General features: G+C 58.7%; 18 protein-coding genes. 15 read left to right on the top strand and 3 right to left on the bottom strand.

Annotation, left to right across the window (positions count from 1 at the left end; all coding sequences use genetic code 11):
• The 4 genes from J122_RS15645 (at nt 1) to J122_RS15630 (ending at nt 6,594) form a co-directional block, all read left to right on the top strand.
• The gene (locus tag J122_RS15645; RefSeq protein WP_058090210.1) at nt 1–1,209 is read left to right on the top strand and encodes an acetyl-CoA C-acetyltransferase; all 1,209 of its coding nucleotides are present in this window, start codon (nt 1–3) and stop codon (nt 1,207–1,209) included.
• 29 nt (nt 1,210–1,238) lie between these two features.
• Nucleotides 1,239–3,389, top strand: a complete 2,151-nt coding sequence (locus J122_RS15640) for a 3-hydroxyacyl-CoA dehydrogenase NAD-binding domain-containing protein (protein ID WP_061333137.1) — start codon at nt 1,239–1,241, stop codon at nt 3,387–3,389.
• Nucleotides 3,390–3,655: 266 nt separating this feature from the next.
• Nucleotides 3,656–5,830, top strand: a complete 2,175-nt coding sequence (locus J122_RS15635) for a carboxy terminal-processing peptidase (RefSeq protein ID WP_061333136.1) — start codon at nt 3,656–3,658, stop codon at nt 5,828–5,830.
• Nucleotides 5,831–5,835: 5 nt separating this feature from the next.
• Nucleotides 5,836–6,594, top strand: a complete 759-nt coding sequence (locus J122_RS15630; RefSeq protein WP_061333135.1) for a helix-turn-helix domain-containing protein — start codon at nt 5,836–5,838, stop codon at nt 6,592–6,594.
• Here the strand turns inward: J122_RS15630 and mtnA are convergent.
• The gene (gene mtnA, locus J122_RS15625) at nt 6,583–7,638 is read right to left on the bottom strand and encodes an S-methyl-5-thioribose-1-phosphate isomerase (RefSeq protein WP_061333134.1); all 1,056 of its coding nucleotides are present in this window, start codon (nt 7,636–7,638) and stop codon (nt 6,583–6,585) included. The two genes, J122_RS15630 and mtnA, sit on opposite strands and share 12 nt — an antisense overlap.
• A 194-nt stretch (nt 7,639–7,832) precedes the next feature.
• Here mtnA and J122_RS15620 point away from each other — a divergent pair, with 194 nt between their 5' ends.
• The 8 genes from J122_RS15620 (at nt 7,833) to rdgC (ending at nt 13,643) form a co-directional block, all read left to right on the top strand.
• The gene (locus J122_RS15620) at nt 7,833–9,161 is read left to right on the top strand and encodes a TRZ/ATZ family hydrolase (RefSeq protein WP_061333133.1); all 1,329 of its coding nucleotides are present in this window, start codon (nt 7,833–7,835) and stop codon (nt 9,159–9,161) included.
• A gap of 23 nt (nt 9,162–9,184) precedes the next feature.
• Nucleotides 9,185–9,901: a bifunctional 2-polyprenyl-6-hydroxyphenol methylase/3-demethylubiquinol 3-O-methyltransferase UbiG gene (ubiG, locus tag J122_RS15615; protein WP_061333132.1), complete on the top strand. Its 717-nt coding sequence runs from the start codon at nt 9,185–9,187 to the stop codon at nt 9,899–9,901.
• The gene (locus J122_RS15610; RefSeq protein ID WP_061333131.1) at nt 9,891–10,556 is read left to right on the top strand and encodes an HAD family hydrolase; all 666 of its coding nucleotides are present in this window, start codon (nt 9,891–9,893) and stop codon (nt 10,554–10,556) included. The genes ubiG and J122_RS15610 overlap by 11 nt, the downstream gene beginning before the upstream one ends.
• 65 nt (nt 10,557–10,621) lie before the next feature.
• Nucleotides 10,622–11,374, top strand: a complete 753-nt coding sequence (locus J122_RS15605; protein ID WP_061333130.1) for a YciK family oxidoreductase — start codon at nt 10,622–10,624, stop codon at nt 11,372–11,374.
• The gene (locus J122_RS15600; RefSeq protein ID WP_058090219.1) at nt 11,374–11,607 is read left to right on the top strand and encodes a glutaredoxin family protein; all 234 of its coding nucleotides are present in this window, start codon (nt 11,374–11,376) and stop codon (nt 11,605–11,607) included. The genes J122_RS15605 and J122_RS15600 overlap by 1 nt, the downstream gene beginning before the upstream one ends.
• 12 nt (nt 11,608–11,619) lie before the next feature.
• Nucleotides 11,620–12,390, top strand: a complete 771-nt coding sequence (yaaA, locus tag J122_RS15595; protein WP_061333129.1) for a peroxide stress protein YaaA — start codon at nt 11,620–11,622, stop codon at nt 12,388–12,390.
• A 26-nt stretch (nt 12,391–12,416) separates the two neighbouring features.
• On the top strand, nt 12,417–12,617 hold the full coding sequence (locus J122_RS15590; RefSeq protein WP_058090221.1) for a DUF2788 domain-containing protein: 201 nt from the start codon (nt 12,417–12,419) through the stop codon (nt 12,615–12,617).
• Between the two features lie 99 nt (nt 12,618–12,716).
• Entirely contained in the window at nt 12,717–13,643 is a 927-nt protein-coding gene (gene rdgC / locus J122_RS15585; protein WP_061333128.1) for a recombination-associated protein RdgC, read from the top strand.
• A gap of 15 nt (nt 13,644–13,658) precedes the next feature.
• On the opposite strand, the gene J122_RS15580 is transcribed toward rdgC, so the two are convergent.
• Nucleotides 13,659–16,406 carry a GNAT family N-acetyltransferase gene (locus J122_RS15580; protein WP_061333127.1) on the bottom strand — a complete coding sequence of 916 codons (2,748 nt, stop codon included), beginning with the start codon at nt 16,404–16,406 and terminating at the stop codon, nt 13,659–13,661.
• A 207-nt stretch (nt 16,407–16,613) separates the two neighbouring features.
• Here J122_RS15580 and J122_RS15575 point away from each other — a divergent pair, with 207 nt between their 5' ends.
• Complete coding sequence (locus J122_RS15575) at nt 16,614–17,540, top strand: histone deacetylase family protein (RefSeq protein WP_061333126.1); 927 nt, start codon at nt 16,614–16,616, stop codon at nt 17,538–17,540.
• 15 nt (nt 17,541–17,555) lie between these two features.
• On the opposite strand, the gene J122_RS15570 is transcribed toward J122_RS15575, so the two are convergent.
• Nucleotides 17,556–18,482 (bottom strand): flagellar protein MotY, encoded by a 927-nt coding sequence (locus tag J122_RS15570; RefSeq protein WP_061333125.1) that lies wholly within the window; start codon nt 18,480–18,482, stop codon nt 17,556–17,558.
• A 159-nt stretch (nt 18,483–18,641) separates the two neighbouring features.
• Between J122_RS15570 and pyrC the strand changes: the two genes are divergently transcribed.
• Together pyrC and rnt are read left to right on the top strand one after the other, a co-directional pair.
• Nucleotides 18,642–19,673, top strand: coding sequence for a dihydroorotase (gene pyrC, locus J122_RS15565; protein ID WP_061333124.1), 1,032 nt, complete (start codon nt 18,642–18,644; stop codon nt 19,671–19,673).
• 37 nt (nt 19,674–19,710) lie between these two features.
• On the top strand, nt 19,711–20,376 hold the full coding sequence (gene rnt, locus J122_RS15560) for a ribonuclease T (RefSeq protein ID WP_072676981.1): 666 nt from the start codon (nt 19,711–19,713) through the stop codon (nt 20,374–20,376).
• The last annotated feature ends 12 nt before the right edge of the window (nt 20,377–20,388 follow it).

The raw sequence follows: 20,388 nt of genomic DNA, 5'->3' as shown, positions 1-20,388 counted from the left end.
ATGACAACCGAGGCGTACATCTTCGATGCCGTCCGCACGCCACGCGGCCGCGGAAAGAAAGACGGATCTTTGCACAGCGTCAAACCCATCTCCCTGCTGACCACCGTGCTCAAGGCGCTGCAGGAGCGTAACCAGCTCGATACCGCCCAGGTAGACGACATTGTGATGGGTTGTGTCACCGCCGTGGGCGATCAGGGTGCGGATATCGCCAAGACCGCAGCCCTGGCCGCCGACTGGGACGAAAAAGTGGCCGGCGTCACCTTGAACCGTTTCTGCGCCTCCGGCCTGGAAGCCGTTAACCTGGCTGCCATGAAAGTGCGTTCCGGATGGGAAGACATGGTGGTTGCCGGTGGTGTAGAGGCGATGTCTCGCGTTCCGATGGGCTCCGATGGCGGCGCCTGGGCCACAGACCCGGAAACCAACCTGCACACCGGTTTCATGCCTCAGGGCATCGGTGCCGATCTGATCGCCACTCTGGAAGGCTTCAGTCGCGAAGATGTCGATGGCTTTGCTGTGAAATCCCAGCAAAAAGCGGCCAGCGCCTGGGATAAGGGCTACTTTGCGAAATCCATTGTGCCGGTCACCGACCAGAACGGCGTGGTCATCCTGGACCGGGACGAGCATGTACGCGGTAACACCACCGTAGAATCCCTGGCCGGCCTCAAGCCCTCGTTCCAGATGATGGGCGAAATGGGCTTTGATGGCGTCGCCCGAGAGAAGTATCACTACGTAGAGAAGATCAATCACGTGCACCACGCCGGCAATTCCTCCGGCATTGTCGACGGCGCCACCGCCATGCTGATCGGCAGCGAAGCCAAAGGCAAAGAACTGGGCCTGAAGCCCCGCGCCCGCATTGTCGCCACTGCGGTTACCAGCACCGACCCCACCATCATGCTCACCGGCCCTGCCCCCGCCGCCCGCAAGGCGCTGGAGAAAGCCGGTATGACGGTGGACCAGATCGACCTGTTTGAAGTGAACGAAGCCTTCGCCTCGGTGGTGATGCGCTTCCAGAAAGAACTGTCCGTTCCGGACGAGAAAGTGAATGTAAACGGCGGCGCCATCGCCATGGGCCACCCGCTGGGCGCTACCGGCGCCATCATCCTTGGCACTCTGCTGGATGAACTGGAACGCCGTGAACTGCGCTACGGCCTGGCCACCCTGTGTGTGGGCGGCGGCATGGGCATTGCCACCATCATCGAGCGCGTCTGAACACCACTTTCAAAAAAAAGGAACCGACCATGAGTGCCATCCAATACGACCTGGGTTCAGACCAGATTCTGACCCTGACCATCGACATGCCAGGCCAGTCCGCCAATACCATGAATGGCGAATTTCGGACCGCCCTGACCGACACCGTCAATAAAGTCAAAGGTGACCTGGACAACATCAAAGGTATCATTCTCGCCTCCGCCAAGAAGACCTTCTTTGCCGGCGGCGACCTGAACGAACTGTACAAAGTCACCCGCGAGCAGGCCAAAGAATTCGAAGATATGGTCAACGGCCTGAAAGCCGACATGCGGGTGCTGGAAACCTGTGGCAAACCTGTGGTGGCTGCCATCAACGGCACCGCTCTGGGTGGTGGCCTGGAACTCGCCCTGGCCTGCCATCACCGTGTAGCCATTGATGACGACCGCACCCAACTGGGCTTGCCAGAGGTGACCTTGGGCCTGCTACCCGGCGGTGGCGGTACCCAGCGCCTGCCCCGGATGATCGGCCTGGAAGCCGCCTTCCCGTTCCTGATGGAAGGAAAGAAGGTGAATCCCAAAGCGGCCCTGAAAGCCGGAATCGTGAACGAGCTGGCCAGTTCACCGGAAGACATGATCGCCAAGGCGCGGGCCTTCATCGAAGCCAACCCCAAGTGCCAGCAGCCCTGGGACCAGAAAGGCTTCCGATTCCCCGGCGGCGCCCCGCACCATCCTGCCATGGCGCAGAAGCTGGCCATCGCACCCGCGATGCTCAAGCAAAAAACCAAGGGCTGTTACCCTGCCCCTGAGCGGATTCTGGCCGCCGCCGTGGAAGGCGCCCAGGTGGACTTCGACAACGGCAGTCTGATTGAAACCCGTTACTTTGCCGAGCTGGCCACCGGTCAGGTGGCCAAGAACATGACCGGCACCTTCTGGTTCCAGCTCAACGCCATCAAGGCTGGCGGCAGCCGCCCGGACGGTGTTGAAAAAGAAACTTTCAAGAAAGTCGGGGTATTGGGTGCCGGCATGATGGGTGCCGGCATTGCCTACTCCACCGCCAGCCGCGGCATTGAGGTGGTGCTGAAGGATGTTTCCGTGGAAAACGCGGAGAAAGGCAAACGCTACTCCGAAAACCTGCTGGCCAAGAAAGTCAGCCGGGGCCGCATGACCGAAGCCCAGAAAGACGAGGTGCTGGCCCGCATTAAAGCCACGGGTTCCGCCGACGATCTGGAAGGTTGCGATCTGATCATCGAAGCAGTCTTTGAAGACAGCGATCTCAAAGCCAAGGTAACCCAGGAAGCCGAGCCGAAAATGGTGGCCAACGGCATCTTTGCCTCCAACACCTCCACCATTCCCATTACCCAGTTGGCCAAGGCTTCTGCCAAGCCGGACAACTTCATCGGTCTGCACTTTTTCTCCCCGGTGGACAAAATGCAGCTGGTGGAAATCATCGTTGGCGAGAAAACCTCCGATGACACCCTGGCTCGGGCGTTCGACTACGTGCAGCAAATCGGCAAGATCCCCATTGTGGTGAACGACAGCCGCGGCTTCTTCACCTCCCGAGTGTTCGGTACGTTCGTGAACGAAGGCATCAGTATGCTGGCTGAAGGCATTCATCCCTCAAGTATCGAGAATGCAGGGCTTCTGGCCGGCATGCCGGTGGGGCCACTGGCCATCTCCGACGAAGTCAGCATGACGCTGATGCAGCACATCCGCGCGCAGAGCAAGAAAGACACCGAAGCCGCCGGCGGCACCTGGCAGCCACACCCGGCCGAAGCGGTCATCGATGCCATGGTCGACACCCATGGTCGCAAGGGCAAAGCCGCCGGTGCCGGTTTCTACGAGTACCCGGAGAAAGGTAAAAAGTACCTGTGGCCGGAACTGGAGAACCTGTTCGTAGACCAGGCCAAGGCTCGCAGCGCCCAGCTGCAGGACCTGAAAGACCGCATTCTGTTCATGCAGGCGATCGAGACCATCCGTTGTCTCGAGGAAGGCGTGCTGAGAACCGTGGAAGATGCCAACATTGGCAGCATCTTCGGCATCGGCTACGCCCCCTGGACGGGCGGTGCCATCCAGTTCGTCAACCAGTATGGAGTTCGTGCTTTCGCTGAACGGGCACAGCAGCTGGCGGACCAGTATGGTGAGCGCTTCACGCCACCAGCACTGCTTCTGCAAAAGGCAGAAAACAACGAGTCCTTCGCCTGACCCAACCGGCCGGAGGGATTCCTCCTCCGGCCATTTTACGCCCCCTCCTCTTTACTTCCTGCAACCTGCCCCAATCTGAAAAGATAGGCAGCAACGTATATGGACATATTGTCACGAAGCGATACCCATGGCCTATGGCAACAGGTGTAGCGGTTGCCTACAATAAATTCATTACGGGTCAGAGCCGTCGTCACAGTCATCGGCGTCTGAACATGTTAGGCTGAAATCCGATTGTTCAGCCGTCCAGTATCGTCAGGTATGCATTTATGGCCATTGCGGAAAAACTCATGCAGCGTCACACCAAGCCATCCAGAGCCAGCAGGGTGGGCGCTTGCACAGCACTGACACTCTCTTTGCTGATGTCTGGCATGTCCGTCGCGCAGGCAAAAATTGACGACACGGCGGTTTACCAGCCTGTGGCCCCAACCATTGACCAGGCCCGGGCCAACATCCTGATCGCCCGCCAACTGCAATTCACACATTTTCGTAATCTTGGCATCAGTGATGAGCTGTCTGGCGATGTATTCGATGCGTACCTGAAATACCTGGATGGCCAGCGCATCTATCTGTCCCAACAGGATATCGACCTGCTCGCCAAGGCAAAATCCCGGCTCGGTTCCGCCCTGAAAACAGGCCAGCTTCAGCCAGGGTTCGAGATCTACAACCTGGTCCAGCAGCGCATCATCGAGCGGCTTCAGTTTGCCCTGAACGTTATTGATAACGGCCTGGATGAGCTTGATTTCAACACCGATGAGCGCATTCGGGTGGATCGCTCCAAGGCCGACTGGGAACCAGACCAGGAAGCCCTCGATGCCCTCTGGATCAAGCGAATCAAGAATGCCGTACTGGCCCAGCGCCTGAACGGTACGGAAGACGACACCATCAAAGACAACCTGCGCCGCCGGTATGAAGGTCAGCTGAAACGCGCCTACCAGGCCCGCAGCGAGGATGCGTTTCAGGCGTATATGAATGCCTTTGCCAGCATGTGGGACCCGCACACGTCCTATTTCTCACCGCGCACGTCTGAAAACTTCAACATCAATATGAGCCTGTCACTTGAGGGCATCGGTGCGGTCCTGCAATCCGACAACGAATACACCAAAGTGGTTCGCCTGGTGCCGGGTGGCCCCGCCGCCAAGCAGGGCCAACTGCAAACGGCAGACCGTATTATCTCCGTGGCTCAGGAGGGCGAAAAGCCGGTAAACGTCATTGGCTGGCGTCTGGACGAGGTGGTTGACCTGATACGTGGTCCCCGTAACTCCACCGTTACCCTGGAAGTGATTCCTGCCAACGCCGCCGACGAGAGCGTCACCCGCACCATTGCCATCAGCCGGGATGAAGTCAAACTGGAAGAACAAAGCGCCAGCAAGGACATCATCGAGCTGGACCGTTCCGGCGAAACCTACCGTGTTGGCGTGATCACCATTCCGACCTTTTACGCCGACTTCCAGGCCATGCAGGCCGGCGACCCCAACTACAAGAGCACGACCCGTGACGTTCGCAGGCTTCTGGACGATCTCAAGGAACAAGGTGTTGACGGCGTCGTCATGGACCTCCGCAACAACGGTGGCGGTGCCCTGCATGAGGCCAATGACCTGGTAGGCCTGTTTATCGACAAGGGCCCCACCGTGCAGATTCGTAACGCCAATAATGATGTGCAGATTCTTAACGACGAAGACCCCTCGGTTGCCTACGACGGCCCCCTGGTGGTTTTGGTGAATCGCATGAGTGCCTCGGCCTCGGAGATCTTTGCCGGCGCCATTCAGGATTACGGCCGCGGCCTGGTGGTGGGCTCTCAGACGTTCGGCAAGGGTACGGTTCAAGCCGTGCGGCCACTGAACCACGGCCAGCTGAAGATCACCCAATCCAAGTTCTATCGGGTGTCTGGTGGTTCTACCCAACATAAGGGTGTCATTCCGGATATCGAGATTCCGTCACGGGTCGACACGTCGCGAATTGGCGAAGACGCGCTGGATCATGCCCTGCCCTGGGACCAGATCGAAGCCGTGCCCCACACCCGGTACTTTGATTTCAGCGGTGTTATTGACGAGCTGCGCAGGCGCCATGAAGCCCGTTTCTCGGCCAGCCCCGAATTCAGCCTGCTGGAGCAGGAAATTGAGTTCCTGACCAAACAACGTGAAATGACCTACGTCAGCCTCAATATGGATGAACGCAAGGCACACCACGAACAGATTGAGAGAACTCGGCTGACCATTGCCAACGCACGTCGGGAACTGCGCGGAGAAGAGCCTTTCAAGACCCTGGATGAGCTGGAACAATGGCAGGACGAACAGGCCGCAGATCTCGACAGCACCGATGAAGAGCTGGACTTCGTGATCCGCGAGGGTGGTCATATCATGGCCGACCTGCTCGAGCTTGATCAGCGTACCGCGTCTATCCTGAAGCCAACACAATTTGCCGCCAAGGCTGAAGCCAGATAATCGCCATGGCTGACCGGGCAACGAAGGATCAACCGGAAAGCAGCCAACGGGCCCGCGTCCTGCAGGACATGCTGCTGGACGCCCTGCATGCCATGCGTTCCATGGAGCAGGTGGAAAGCATTGAACAGCCCGGCGGCCGGAATAAAACCTCCGACGGCATTATCGATCGCATCGTGGGCTTTACCGGCTCGGCACTCCGCCTGGGTGCCCGGGCCACCGACACCTCATTGCGGGTGGGACGGGCCCTGGTCAATTCCCAGGACCAGCTGCGAACCATGCTCGCTGCCGGCCAGTCCCTGAAAGACATCCGGGAGGTGGCCGGCCTCACCCTGTCTGAGATGAGCGAGGCGCTGAACCTCAAGGATAAGTCCCTGCTTGAGGCCATCGAAAACGGCACCTCTACCCTGTCTTTCGAGCTGATTCTGCGCCTGGCGGCGCTGATCGCCAGGAACGACCCCATTCCGTTCATCATGCGTACCACCCGGAACTATAATCCGGAGGTGTGGCAGATTCTGAACGATTGGGGCATCGGCCGCATTCCCCTGCAGTTCGAGCGGGAAAGGGAATTTATCAATATCTTCCGGCGCCACGATGACGCCCGCAATCTCTCGGACGAGGGGTTCCGCAAGGTATTGGAGTTCACCCGCCATAGCTTCGAGATGTCGATGCACTTTATCGAACAGCAGGAAGCCGAGATGGAGGAGCTGAAGGCAAGCCTGCAGCCCTCCGGACCTACAGAGAAAAAAGCGCCCTCAGGCAAATAATGCACGCATACCGGTGATGTTCGGATTCCTGACAGCGCCTTTTTCTGTAACAATCGCATCAATCAGGCTGGCTGGCGTCACATCAAACACCGGGTTGAACACCTCCACGCCAGCCGGTGCCAGCGGAATTCCCCGAATTTCCCGCACCTCGGTGCCATCACGTTCTTCGATAGGAATATCCTGGCCGGACTCCAGCGCCATATCCACTGTGCTGGAGGGTGCCACCACCATGAAACCGACCTTGTGATGGCGGGCCAGAACGGCCAGATTGTATGTACCTATCTTGTTCGCCACATCGCCATTGGCGGTAATCCGGTCGGCCCCAACGATCACCCACTTAACTCTGCCGGAAGCCATGATGGCCGCCGCTGCGCCATCGGCGTTCAGGGTGACCGGAATTTTGTCGCGGGTGAGTTCCCACGCCGTCAGCCTGCTGCCCTGCAACCAGGGCCGGGTTTCGTCCGCGTACACCCGGCTCAGCAGCTTTTCCTCGTGCAACCGGCGTATCACGCCGAGCGCCGTGCCATAGCCGCCGGTTGCCAGGGCACCGGTGTTGCAGTGCGTCAGCACCGACATGGCCTTTTCAGGCGCCATGACTTCCAGCGCATGGTCCGCCATGGCAAGGTTCGCCGCCAGATCTTCCTCATGAATGCGCACTGCCTCGGCGGCCAGCTGACGGGTGGCTTCGGCCAGGGATTCACAGCGCTCAAACACGCCTTTCATGCGTTCCAGGGCCCAGAACAGGTTTACCGCCGTTGGCCTGGATTGCGCCAGCTCGTCAATGGCCTTGTGCACCTCTGCCCGCCAATCGCCTGCGCCCGCATGCCTGGCGGCCAGGGCAACACCATAGGCGGCACTAATCCCGATCGCAGGGGCTCCGCGCACCACCATATCGGTAATGCACTGGGCGACACCGGAAGCGCCTTCCGCTTTAATCCAATGCTCTTCTGCAGGCAGCAGGCGTTGGTCCAGCAACTCGAGGCTATCGCCATGCCAGCGCAGGGCCACGGTGCCCATCGATCGATTGGCGGTGTGTTTTGCCATAGTCAACTCCATTCCGGTGGCTGAAAGCCGCCAGTATAACGCCAAGGCGCCCGTTTGCCTGCCCGGTTTGAGCATCAATGCCCTTCTGGCAAGGCATGACCTTGCCGTCGGGGTAGTTCTGCCATCGGCAGCTGGTTATACTTTGCAGCTGAATTTCAGGGCTTGGCCAAGCCCCTCAACACAAAGGCAGGTTAATGACGGCAGACACCATCACCGCAGCCGATATTCGAATCAATGCCCGCTGGCTGATTCCCGTAGAACCCTTCGGCATTGTGCTGGAGCACCAGGCGGTGATCCTGCAGGGCTGCCGCATTGCAGATGTGCTGTCGCAATCAGAGGCAGACCTGAAATACCGCACCCGCGAGACCGTCAACCTTGACCGGCATGTGGTCCTGCCCGGGCTCATCAACCTGCACGGCCACACCGCCATGTCTCTGTTCCGGGGCCTGGCAGACGACCTGCCGCTGATGACATGGCTGAACGACCACATCTGGCCCGCCGAAGGCAAGTTCGTCAGCGAGCCGTTTGTGCTGGACGGCACGCGGCTGGCGATGGCGGAAATGCTGCGCACCGGCACCACCACCTTCTCCGACATGTACTTCTTTCCGGAAGTGACTGCCCAGGTGGCCCACGATGCTGGTATGCGTGCCCAGGTCTGCTTTCCGCTGATGGATATGCCCACGGTCTGGGGTTCCGGGCCGGACGAGTACCTGCGTAAAGGGGCGGCCCTGATCGAACAATGGCAGGGTGACGACTACATCATGCCGACGATTGGCCCCCATGCCCCCTACACGGTTTCTGACCAGCCACTGAAAGACGCCGTCAACCTGGCGGAGAAAACGGGCGCGGCGATCCAGTTGCACCTGCACGAGACTGCCTTTGAAGTTGATGAGGCAGTGAAAGCTTCAGGCAAGCGACCTGTCACCCGGATGGCGGAACTGGGAGTTCTTGGCAGGAACACCCAGTGTGTGCACATGACCCAGATTGACGATTCCGACCTGGAACAACTGGTGCGCTCAGGGGCCCACATCGTGCACTGCCCGGAATCCAACCTGAAGCTGGCCAGCGGCCTGTGCCCGGTCCAGAAACTCATGGACCACGGTATCAATGTCACCATCGGCACGGATGGCGCCGCCAGCAACAACGACCTGGACCTGTTCGGTGAGCTGAAAACCGCAGCCATGGTCGCCAAGGTGGTGGCCGGGGATGCCTCGGCGTTGTCGGCCCACCGGGCGCTGGAAATGGCCACCCTGAACGGTGCACGGGCGCTTGGACGGGATCAGGAATTGGGTTCCCTGGTGCCCGGCAAGCTGGCAGACCTGATTGCCGTGGACCTGAGCGACCCCTTCCTGCAACCGGTTTACGACCCGGCATCTCACCTGGTTTACAGCAACCATGGTCGGGCAGTAAGCCACAGCTGGATTCACGGCGTACCTCAATTACAGGACGGTCGCCTGACCCGTATCGACGTGCCTGACCTGATGCTTCGGGTCAGTGAATGGCGGCAACAGATTCTCAGTTAACCTTTTCACCCAGGTGTAGCACCATGAGCAACCAGAACGTAGACCAGAACGAGATTGCCAAGTTTGAGGCTCTGGCCAGCCGTTGGTGGGACCCCACCAGCGAATTCAAGCCATTGCACGACATCAACCCTCTGCGCCTGAATTACATTGACGAGCGGGTAGCCCTGGCCGGCAAAAAGGTGCTGGACGTCGGTTGCGGCGGTGGCCTGTTGTCGGAAGGCATGGCCCTGCGCGGCGCCCATGTAACCGGTATCGATATGGGCGAAGCACCCTTGTCAGTCGCCAAACTTCACGGTTTGGAATCGGGCGTGAACGTTGATTACCGGCAAACCACCGTCGAAGAGCTGGCGCGTGACCCGGAACATGCCGGCCAGTACGACGCCGTCACCTGCCTGGAAATGCTGGAGCATGTGCCGGACCCAGCTTCGGTTATCCGCGCCTGCGCCGCCATGTTGCGCCCGGGTGGCCACATGTTTGTCTCCACGATTAACCGGAACCCGAAGTCTTTCCTGTTTGCCATCGTGGGCGCGGAATATGTGCTCAACATGCTGCCCAAGGGCACCCATGAGTGGAAAAAGTTTATCCGGCCTTCGGAGATGTCCGACCACTTGCGCCATGCTGGCCTGGAAGTCCAGGAACTCACCGGCATGACCTACAACCCGCTAACCAAGGTGTACAAACTGGGCCGGGATGTCGACGTCAACTACCTGATGCACGCGCGGGATATTCGTGAAGACTGACGCTCTCCCTTCAGCCGTACTGTTCGATCTGGACGGCACGCTGATTGATACCGCCCCGGATTTCATCCGCTGTCTGAATATGCTGCGGCAACAGCACAAGCTGGAGGCCTTACCGGCGGAGCATATCCGGCGTTCGGTATCTAACGGCGCCCGGGCGATGATCCGGGTCGGCTTTGGCCTGGAGCCGGAACACCCGGATTACCTGGAAAAGCACACGGCGTTTCTGGACCTGTATGAAGCAGGTGTCGCCATCGAAACCACCCTGTTCGAAGGCATGGACGAGTTGCTGCTTGATCTGGAAAGCCGGTCTATTCCCTGGGGCATTGTCACCAACAAGCCCGCCCGGTTTGCCATTCCCCTGATCGAAGCCCTCGGGCTTGCAGAACGATGCGCCACGCTGATTTGCCCGGACCATGTGACCGAGCGTAAACCTCACCCCGAACCGCTGTTCCTGGCATGCCGTGAGATTGGCGCAGAGCCGAAACAAGCGATCTACGTGGGTGACCACGAACGGGACATTGAAGCAGGCCGGAACGCAGGTATGCGTACCATCGCCGTTCGCTACGGCTACATCGAGCAACCGGAATCGGTTGACCTGTGGCAAGCCGATATCATCGTTGATACCGTCAGCGACCTGGCAAAGCTGTTACAATAGCCGCCGATTCATTTTCATCACCGGCCCCAAGCTGGCCAGTAACCGCCTGAACACGGAGACAGGTTATGCAAGATTACCAGGCACCCGCCGATCTTCTGAAAGACCGCATTGTCATGGTAACCGGAGCCGGTAGCGGCATCGGCCGCGCCGCTGCCAAAGCCTATGCTGCCCATGGCGCCACCGTCATTCTGGTTGGCCGCACCGTAGGCAAGCTGGAAGAGGTGTACGATGAAATTGAAGCCGCCGGCCACCCGCAACCGGCCATCGTGCCGATGAACTTCGAGGGTGCGGCGGTCAAGGAATACGAAGAGCTGGCGATGACCCTGGAAGAGAACTTCGGCCGGCTTGATGGATTGCTGCATAACGCCGGCATTCTGGGCTCCCGCAGCCCGGTAGAGCTGTATGATCCAGAAATCTGGAACAAGGTGATGCAGGTAAATGCCACTGCCCCGTTTTTACTCAGCCGGGCGATGATTCCCCTGCTGCGTAAATCCGATGATGCTTCCATGATTTTTACCTCGTCTGGCGTTGGTCGCCAGGCCCGGGCCTACTGGGGTGCCTATGCGGTATCGAAATTTGCCGTCGAAGGCCTGAGCCAGCTGCTGGCGGATGAACTGGATGACAACCGCCACAATATCCGGGTAAACAGTCTGAACCCCGGTGCCACCCGTACCAATATGAGAGTGCTGGCTTATCCGGCAGAAAACCCGAACCAGAACCCGGCGCCGGAAGAACTGATGCCGGTGTACCTGTACCTGATGGGCAAAGACAGCCAGGGTATCAACGGCCAGCAAATCGACGCGCAGCCGAAGAAATAATGGAACTCCTGTTTTACACCACTTCCCAGTGTCATTTGTGCGAGCTGGCGGAAGCGCTTTTGGTGAGCACACCCATGCCAGAGCCAATCCCTGTGGACGTGGTAGACATTGCCCAGTCTGAAGAACTGGTTGAGCGCTACGGCACACGCATTCCGGTGCTGCGCCGTAACGACACCGGCGCGGAGCTGGACTGGCCGTTCACCAGGGACCAGTTACTCACGTTTCTGCAATGAGGATCCGCTGACATGCTGATGATCATCTCCCCCGCCAAGACCCTCGACTACGACAGTCCGTTGGCGACGGAAACCTACACTCAACCGGATTTTCTGGACGATGCCTGCGAGCTGATCGACCAGCTCAAAGAACTGGAGCCGCATCAGGTCAGTAACCTGATGAGCATCAGCGACAAACTCGGCCAGCTCAACGCCGACCGGTTCCGCACCTGGCACACGCCCTTTACACCGGACAATGCCCGCCAGGCGATCCTGGCCTTCAAGGGCGATGTCTATACCGGGCTGGACGCCGAAAGTTTTTCTGAACAGGATTTCGCCTTCGCCCAGAAGCATCTGCGCATGCTTTCCGGCCTGTACGGCCTGCTTAAGCCGCTGGATCTGATGCAGCCATACCGCCTGGAGATGGGCACCAGGTTCGAGAACCAGCGAGGCAAAGACCTTTACGCTTTCTGGGGCAGCAAGATTACCGAAGCCCTGAACGAATTGCTGGCGCAAGACGACCAGGTGCTGGTAAACCTTGCCTCCAACGAGTACTTCAAGAGTGTGCAAAAGAAGCAGCTCAACGGCCGCCTGATTACGCCCCAGTTCAAGGACTGGAAAAATGGCCAGTACAAGATGATCAGTTTCTACGCCAAGAAGGCCCGGGGCCTGATGTGCCGTTACGCCATTCAGAACCAGATTACCCAGGCCGACGACCTCAAGGGCTTTAACCTTGAAGGCTATTATTTCAGCGAAGACCAATCCGATAAAAACAATTGGGTTTTCCTGCGGGATGAACACTAACCGTACCTGTTGATATCGGAGTAACCATGAACGAAGCAGTCTTCTCCCAGATCGCCATGCTGGTGTTTCTGACGGGCCTTATTGTCTGGATGGGTTTCATCGTTTGGGACCTGGCCAAAAAATCCCAGGCCGGGAAGTTCGGCACCATTGCCCTGTTTACCGTGCTGGGCGCCGGCGTAGTGGGCTTTATCGTGAAAACCGTGCTGGTAGAGATCATGCAGATCTGATCTGCCCGGATAGCCGTCACTTTACGGCCACCACCGTGTGGCCGTATCATCCTCTGCCCTTTTGCAACGCTCCGAACAAACAGCAAGGATTCAGCCCCAATGTGGTTTCGTAACGCCCGGATTTTCCGTTTCACCAAGCCCTTTGATATCACCGCCGAAGCCCTGGAAGAAAAGCTGCAGGCTGATGCTTTCAAGCCCTGCGGCCCCCAGGAAACCACCCGCCAGGGTTGGGTGCCTCCCCTTGGAAAACACGGTGAGCAATTGGTGCACAGCGCCAACGGTTACCACCTGATCGCTCTGCGCAAGGAAGAGAAGATTCTGCCGGGCCCTGTGGTCAAGGAAGCCGTAGAAGAGCGAGCCGAGGCCATCGAGCTGGACCAGGGCCGAAAAGTGCGCAAGAAGGAAAAAGAGGAAATCAAAGAGCAGGTGATGCTGGAAATGCTGCCCCAGGCGTTTTCCCGTAACCGCCGCTGCTTTGCCTACCTGGCACCGCAGGACGGTGTACTGGTGGTCGATGCTGGCTCTGCCAAGCAGGCGGAAGATCTGGCATCCACCCTTCGAAAAAGCCTGGGTTCGCTGCCCGTTCGCCCACCGGCAGTAGAGCAGGCACCTGCCTTTACCTTCACCGGCTGGCTGACGGAAACCATCGATCACCCGGCCAATATCGTGCTGGGCGGCGAGTGCGAACTCAAGGATCCTTCAGAAGACGGCGGTGTGGTGCGGTGCAAGGGCCTGGACCTGAAAGCCGATGAAATTCGCAACCACCTCGAAACCGGCATGCAGGTGACCAAGCTGGCGCTGACCTGGGATGACAACGTCTCTTTCGTTCTGGATGAGGAACTGGGCATCCGCCGGCTGAAATTCGGTGAAACCCTGCAGGACCAGCTGGATGATGTGGACGTGGACGACGCCGTGGCCAAGTTCGACGCCGCCTTTACGCTGATGACCCTGGAACTCTCCCGAATGATTCCCGGGCTGCTGGAAGCGCTCGGCGGTGAAGACCGCTCCGCCATCGTCGAGGAATAAGGCCAAAGGGGGTACTTACAGGTGCCCCCCTTTCCCCAGCCGCTCTTTTTGCCAGTCTTTTACCGGCTCATTCAGCACCAGTCGTAGATCCATCACTTCTTCTTCCGGGTTGTACTTGATTTCAAAACCCAGATGCTCTGCCAACTTTAACATTGGGCGGTTATCCGCCAGCACGTTGCCGATCATTTCCATGGTGCCCCGGGCACGGCAGTAGTCGATCATCTTCTGCATCAGTGCCACGCCCAGCCCCTCACCTTTCATCCGGTCGTCCACCATCACAGCAAACTCACAGCGCAGGTTGTCTGCGTCTGTCCAGGTGCGAACAGTGCCCAGGGTTTCCTCTCCCTCACCGTCCAGCCGCGGTGCATTGGCGATAAACACCATTTCACGGTCGTAATCGATCTGCACCATCTGGGCAACGTCTTCCCGGGAGAAATGTTTTCGGTACTGGAAGAACCGGTAACGAATGGACTCTGGTGACTGATGTTCGTGGAATGAACGGTGGGCCGGCTCATCTTCCGCCAGCACCGGGCGGATAATGACTCGCCGACCGGATTTTGGCAGCACAATCCACTCTTCCAGCTCCCTCGGGTATGGCTGGATGATCGGTTTGCCCCGGCGGTCATCCAGATCAATGGCAATGTTTACCGCCACCGCCCCCTGCTCATTGAACAGCAGTGGCGCAATCTCCAGGCCCCGAATCTCCGGGATGTCGATGACAATCTGGGACAGGGTGACCAATGTCTCCGACACGGCACGAATGTCTTCCTCAGGCTTGAGGCTGTGCTCCTTCAACAGTTTGTACATGTAGGTGCGGCGCAGCAGCTCGCGGGCCAGCACCATGTTCAGCGGCGGCAAGGCAATTTGCCGGTCGGTCATGATGTTGATCTGAGCCCCCGCTGCACCGCACACCACCAGCGGGCCGAACAAGTTGTCCCGAGTGATCCCCACACTGAACTCAATGCCGCCCACATGCTGATACGAACGCTGCACGGCAAAACCGAGAAATCCGCTGCGGGGGAAGTGCTCCCTGTACTCATCCATCAGGAAGCGGCAGCTATCGATAATGGCTTGCTCACTGTTGAGCTTTTTGACCGTGCCTTTGTAACGGCGCTGGGTAGGGCTCAGGTCCAGAAACGGAAAGCAGCCCTGTTCATGCACCACCGTAATATCAATGGGCCGGCGCTCCACCGCAAACACCTCAAGTACTTCTTCGACATCGTCACAGTAAACGGTGTCGATGGTGTTGATGCCATAATCACAGATCACCCGCCGGGCTTCGCGGTTGGACAGATGCCTCCGGCCATCGCTCAGTGCCCGGGCCACGAGTTTCCGGGTATTGGCACGGTCGGCGAAATGGTCGGTGAAGGATTCCGGTGTTTCTGTCAGCAGCCTCTGCACCCGCTGGTGACGAACGTGCTGCATAAAGGCCATGACCGCCTTCTCCGGATTGAAGAACGACGGCAGGCCGGCACGATAAAACTCTTCACGGGAATCCATCACCGTGCTCTGCCCCAGCCAGCAGGTGAAAATGTTCAGCCGTGTGCCCTTGGAAGCCTGCACCACCGCATCGGCAATCTGCAGGCTGTCCTCGATCAGGGTTGGCGCATACATCACCAACACGTTGGCCACGTTCGGGTCTTTGGCGAGAATCTTGATCGCCTTGCCATAAAGTTCTGGCGTGGCGTCGTAGTTGAGGTCGATCGGGTTTTTCCGGGTCCAGTAGGCCGGCAACAGCTCCGCCAGGGCATCAACGGACTGCTCCGACAGTTCCGCCAGTTCGCCGCCCAGGTCGGCCAACCGGTCCACCGCCAGCACACCGGGGCCAACCCCGTTGGCCATGATCGCCAACGATTCGCGCCGCAGCGGGCGCATTCGGGTCAGGGTTTCCAGGGCATCAAACATCTGGCCCAGGCCGTCCACCCGTAACACACCGGCTCTCTGCAGCATGGCATCGTAAATCGGGTCACTGCGCTTGATGCCGGCCGGTAACTCATGGGCGAACCACTCCGACTCCGGCACCCGGCCGGATTTCACCGCAATAACCGGTTTGGTCCGGGAGGCTACCCGTACCGCCGACATAAAGCGGCGGGGATTGGGAATATTTTCGATGTGCAAAAGGATAGCGCGGGTCTGGGTGTCCTGGGCCAGGTAATCGATCAGGTCGTCGTGATCAATGTCCATGCCATCGCCCAGTGTCAGGAAGTAAGAAAACCCGACACCCCGGGCAAAAGCCCAGTCAATCACCGAACTGGCAATGGTGCCGGACTGCCCCACAAACGCCACCCGTCCGGGAATGGCGCCCATGTGTGCATAGGTGGCGTTAAGATGACGTGCCGGCACCATCAGGCCGATGGTATTGGGCCCCAATACCCGAATGCCGGTTTCCCGGGCCGCGTCCCGCACCGAATACATCAACGGCTGCCCGGTTTTACTGTGGGTACGTGACATACCGCCGGTCATCACAATGGCAGTACGCACACCACATTCGCCGAGCTTTCGAATCATTTTCGGCACAGTATCCGGTGGCGTACAGATAATGGCCAGATCCGGGCTAAAATCCAGTTTCGAGACCTTCTTGACGCAAGGAACCCCGTGCACGTTGTCGTAGTCGGTCTGGTTGACCACCACCAGGCGGCCTGGATAGCCACCACCCAGCAGGTTCCTGAGTACCATACCACCGAGGTTCTCGGCCCGTTCGGAAGCACCAATCACAGCAATGGATTCAGGATTGAACAGGCTTTCCAGATAGCGGGTACTCAAGGTGACTCTCCCTGACCATGGGCGACGAAGATATGGATAAGAATCTCAATAAAACAGGATACTTATCAATGTATAACTTATCTTAGATGGGTATTTCCTGATGTAAATCCGGTATCACAACCATTAGACCAAAGAAATACGACAAACTTCGGTTTTCCCTGATAACATGGCCTGAAAAATAAGCATATTCGGGTTCAGGCTAGACGTATGACCACGGCATTTTTCTCCCACGATGACTGCATGAAGCACAATATGGGCCCGGAGCACCCGGAATGCCCTGAGCGAATCTCCACCATCCTCGCGTATCTGGCAGACACTCACCTGGAACGGGATCTGGACTGGGTTCGACCGGAAGAAATTACCCGTGACCAGCTGTTAACGGTGCACCCCGAGACTTACCTTCAACAGCTGGATATGATGCAGCCTACCCGGGGCCGGGTGTTTACCGATCCGGACACCGCCATGATGCCGGATACCCTGCGCGCCGCCCGACTGGCCGCCGGCGGCAATATCCAGGCGGTCGATATGGTAATGAGTAGTCAGGTGACCAACGCGTTTGTCTGCGCCCGCCCACCCGGGCACCATGCCGAGCGCTCCAAATCCATGGGGTTCTGCTTCTATAACAACGTGGCACTGGCAGCCATGCGCGCCCTCACCTTCCATCACCTGGAACGGGTTGCGATCGTTGATTTCGATGTGCATCAGGGCAACGGCACCGTGGACATCGTTGGCGGAGACGAACGCATCCTGATGTGCTCCAGCTTCCAGCACCCTTTCTATCCGCACTCCCATGTGCATCGCCAGGCGGACAACATTATCAATGCGCCGATCGAGGCCAACTGCTCGGCTCTGGACTACCGTAAAACGGTGGAAGCAGCGTGGCTTAAGAAATTGCAGGATTTCCGCCCGCAGCTGGTACTGATTTCCGCCGGTTTTGATGGCCATAAACTCGACCCGATGGCAGAACTGAATCTGGAAGTCGATGACTATCGCTGGTTGACGGAAATGCTGATCAGCGTGGCCCATGACCACGCAAACGACCGGATTGTGTCAACTCTGGAGGGGGGATATCACCTGAAAGCGCTGGCCGAAAGCGTCACCGCCCACCTGGACCTGCTCAGCACGGTTTACTGACAAGTCCCGCTCCATTCAGCCTGAGAAATCCATACCCGGGCCGTTCGCCTGCTGTAACTCGGGGCGCTCGCCCTGCCGTTGCAAGCGAATGGTGGTACGGCGATTATCCGCATGCCGGCGGGAAACCGGGAACTGGTCACCGTGCCCACGCACAATCAGAAGGTCATCATCGATACCGCGGGATCGCAGATAGTCCGCCACCACATTCGCCCGCTCTTCGGACAGCGCCCGGTTATCGATGCGGCTGCCAACACTGTCTGAATGGCCGTCCACAAATATCCGCTCAACGGTGGAATCCGCCATTACGTAGGTCACGATGTTATCCAGCAGCTGCCTGTCGGTATCAGACAGGCTGGTACTGCCGCTGGCAAACGGCACTCGGGAACGACGAATCTGGTCGTAGTTCACCGGCAGCAGGCTGGATACGCACTCCCGGTAGCCCGAGTACGGGCCTGAGAAATTAACGTTGGAAAGTTGGACCCGCACGGGCCGGTCATCATAACGGGCAGCTCGTGTGACGGTCGGGCGCATCCCCTGCAACAAGCCCTGAGTCATCAGCGTTGCCTCACGACTGCTGACCGTGACCGCCCTGGGCTGGTCAGAGACCGTTACCGAGCCGATGGCCCGGGGCGCCACGCCAGGACGCCAGGCTGGCGCTTCCACCACTAGCTGGCCGCGACCAGGGCGCATCACCGGGATCTCGGATTCCAGATAGAAACTCAACGCTTCGCCGGCCCGATGGCGGAAAACCGCCCTGCCGTATCCCGGTACCTCGTGTACCAGGGAACACTCAAACACAGATTCCGACAGGTACCACTGGCTGTTCTCAATGCCGGCACCGTAGCTTGTCGCCAAAACAGGCGTAGCTGTCACTGAAAGCAAAGCCGACACGCCTGCAGCTGCCAGTTTTTGATGAAGCAAATGGTGAAGCGAATAAGTCATTGTGAGAGCGCCTCGAAAACCGGGTCTGTTTCCAACATGACTGTTTAACGGCGTTCAAAATGATTACTTGAGCCACAAAGGGACTGGATTAGCAAAAACATTCCCATCCGCCTTCTGATATAATCCGCAAAATTTTTTGGCTGCTTAGCGGATACCATCATGACCAGAACACTCACCATCACCCGCCCCGACGACTGGCACCTGCACGTGCGCGACGGTGCTGTACTGAACAGCGTGGTGCCGGCCACCGCCGCCTGCTTTGGCCGGGCGATCATCATGCCCAATCTGGTGCCACCGGTAACCGACGCCGCAGCCGCCGTGGCCTACCGTGACCGGATCCGGGCAGCCGCCGGCAATACCGCCTTCGAGCCACTGATGACGCTGTACCTGACCGAAAGCATGACCCCCGAAACCATTCGGGAAGCCAAGGCCGCCGGCGTTGTCGCTGCCAAACTCTACCCCGCGGGCGCCACCACCAATTCAGAATCGGGTGTTACCGATATCAGCAATATTTACCCGGTACTTGAAGCCATGGCCGAGTGCGGCATGCTGCTTCTGGTTCACGGCGAAGTCACGGATGCCGACATTGATATCTTCGACCGGGAAAAAGTGTTTCTGGAACGGGTCCTGAGCCCAACCATCGAGGCCTTCCCGACCCTGAAAGTGGTCCTGGAGCACATCACCACGGCGGACTCCGCCGAGTTTGTGCGCGCCCACACCGGCGGCAACCTGGCCGCCACCCTGACGCCCCAGCACCTGATGTACAACCGCAACCACATGCTGGTGGGCGGTATCCGCCCCCACCTGTATTGCCTGCCGATCCTGAAACGCAACAAGCATCAGTTGGCCCTGCGCGAGGCGGTTGCCAGCGGCGATCCGCGCTTCTTCCTGGGCACAGATTCCGCCCCCCACGCCCGCGACAAAAAGGAAGCCGCCTGCGGCTGCGCCGGTTGCTATTCTGCCTACGGCGCCATTGGCCTGTACGCAGACGTCTTTGAGGAACTCGGCATTCTCGACAAACTGGAAGCCTTTGCCAGTTTCAACGGCGCCGACTTTTACGGCCTGCCACGAAACACCGACACCATTACCCTGGTACGTGAGCCCTGGACCATGCCAGAGCAACTGCCGTTGGCCGACGGTAACATCGTACCCTTGAAGGCCGGTGAAACCGTTCACTGGCGCATGGCGTAACTCATCATTCATTCATAACACGAACATCGGAGTTCGAGTGTCAGAAGAAAACAAGCCGCCACATCCTATGTCCCAACGCTTCCGTGGCTTCCTGCCTGTGGTTGTCGATGTTGAAACCGCCGGTTTCAATCCGGAGCGGGACGCCCTGCTGGAAATTGCCGCCGTCATACTGACCATGGACGACGATGGCTTGCTGCGCCGGGGGGAAACCCACGTACAGCAGATTGACCCCTTCGAAGGCGCCAACCTGGAGCAGTCTGCCCTGGACTTCACCGGCATCGACCCCTGGAACCCGGAACGTGAGGCAGTTCCTGAGCGGGAAGGCCTGAGCGAAATATTCTCCCCGATCCGCAAGGCGGTGAAAGCCCACGACTGCAAGCGTGCGGTTCTGGTCGGCCACAACGCCACCTTTGACCACAACTTTGTGTTTGCGGCTGCCTTGCGGGCCGACATCAAACGTAACCCGTTCCACCCGTTCTCCACCTTTGATACCGCAACCCTGGCTGGCCTTGCCTATGGCCACACGGTGCTGGCGCAAGCCTGTAAGCTGGCGGGCATCCCCTTCAGCAACAAGGAAGCCCACTCCGCAGCCTACGATGCAGAAAAAACCGCTGACCTGTTCTGCGGCATCGTGAACCGCTGGAAAGAGCTGGGCGGTTTTCCGCCGCCGCTCATTGAGCCAGAGGAAGAAGCGACAAGCTGATAACCGCCAGAA

Origin of the sequence: Marinobacter excellens LAMA 842, assembly GCF_001574445.1 — a bacterium.
Taxonomy (GTDB): Bacteria; Pseudomonadota; Gammaproteobacteria; order Pseudomonadales; family Oleiphilaceae; genus Marinobacter; species Marinobacter shengliensis.
Note: the sequence above shows the minus strand (reverse complement) of the source record. Positions and strands in the feature narration are given on the sequence as shown.

What these genes read in the sequence shown, in the direction of transcription:
- J122_RS15640 (WP_061333137.1), top strand. Translation starts at nt 1,239, where the DNA reads ATGAGTGCCATCCAATACGACCTGGGTTCAGACCAGATTCTGACCCTG.
- pyrC (WP_061333124.1), top strand. Translation starts at nt 18,642, where the DNA reads ATGACCAGAACACTCACCATCACCCGCCCCGACGACTGGCACCTGCAC.
- J122_RS15600 (WP_058090219.1), top strand. Translation starts at nt 11,374, where the DNA reads ATGGAACTCCTGTTTTACACCACTTCCCAGTGTCATTTGTGCGAGCTG.
- J122_RS15630 (WP_061333135.1), top strand. Translation starts at nt 5,836, where the DNA reads ATGGCTGACCGGGCAACGAAGGATCAACCGGAAAGCAGCCAACGGGCC.
- J122_RS15620 (WP_061333133.1), top strand. Translation starts at nt 7,833, where the DNA reads ATGACGGCAGACACCATCACCGCAGCCGATATTCGAATCAATGCCCGC.
- J122_RS15605 (WP_061333130.1), top strand. Translation starts at nt 10,622, where the DNA reads ATGCAAGATTACCAGGCACCCGCCGATCTTCTGAAAGACCGCATTGTC.
- rdgC (WP_061333128.1), top strand. Translation starts at nt 12,717, where the DNA reads ATGTGGTTTCGTAACGCCCGGATTTTCCGTTTCACCAAGCCCTTTGAT.
- yaaA (WP_061333129.1), top strand. Translation starts at nt 11,620, where the DNA reads ATGCTGATGATCATCTCCCCCGCCAAGACCCTCGACTACGACAGTCCG.
- mtnA (WP_061333134.1), bottom strand. Translation starts at nt 7,638, where the DNA reads ATGGCAAAACACACCGCCAATCGATCGATGGGCACCGTGGCCCTGCGC.
- J122_RS15635 (WP_061333136.1), top strand. Translation starts at nt 3,656, where the DNA reads ATGGCCATTGCGGAAAAACTCATGCAGCGTCACACCAAGCCATCCAGA.
- ubiG (WP_061333132.1), top strand. Translation starts at nt 9,185, where the DNA reads ATGAGCAACCAGAACGTAGACCAGAACGAGATTGCCAAGTTTGAGGCT.
- J122_RS15590 (WP_058090221.1), top strand. Translation starts at nt 12,417, where the DNA reads ATGAACGAAGCAGTCTTCTCCCAGATCGCCATGCTGGTGTTTCTGACG.
- J122_RS15575 (WP_061333126.1), top strand. Translation starts at nt 16,614, where the DNA reads ATGACCACGGCATTTTTCTCCCACGATGACTGCATGAAGCACAATATG.
- J122_RS15570 (WP_061333125.1), bottom strand. Translation starts at nt 18,482, where the DNA reads ATGACTTATTCGCTTCACCATTTGCTTCATCAAAAACTGGCAGCTGCA.
- J122_RS15645 (WP_058090210.1), top strand. Translation starts at nt 1, where the DNA reads ATGACAACCGAGGCGTACATCTTCGATGCCGTCCGCACGCCACGCGGC.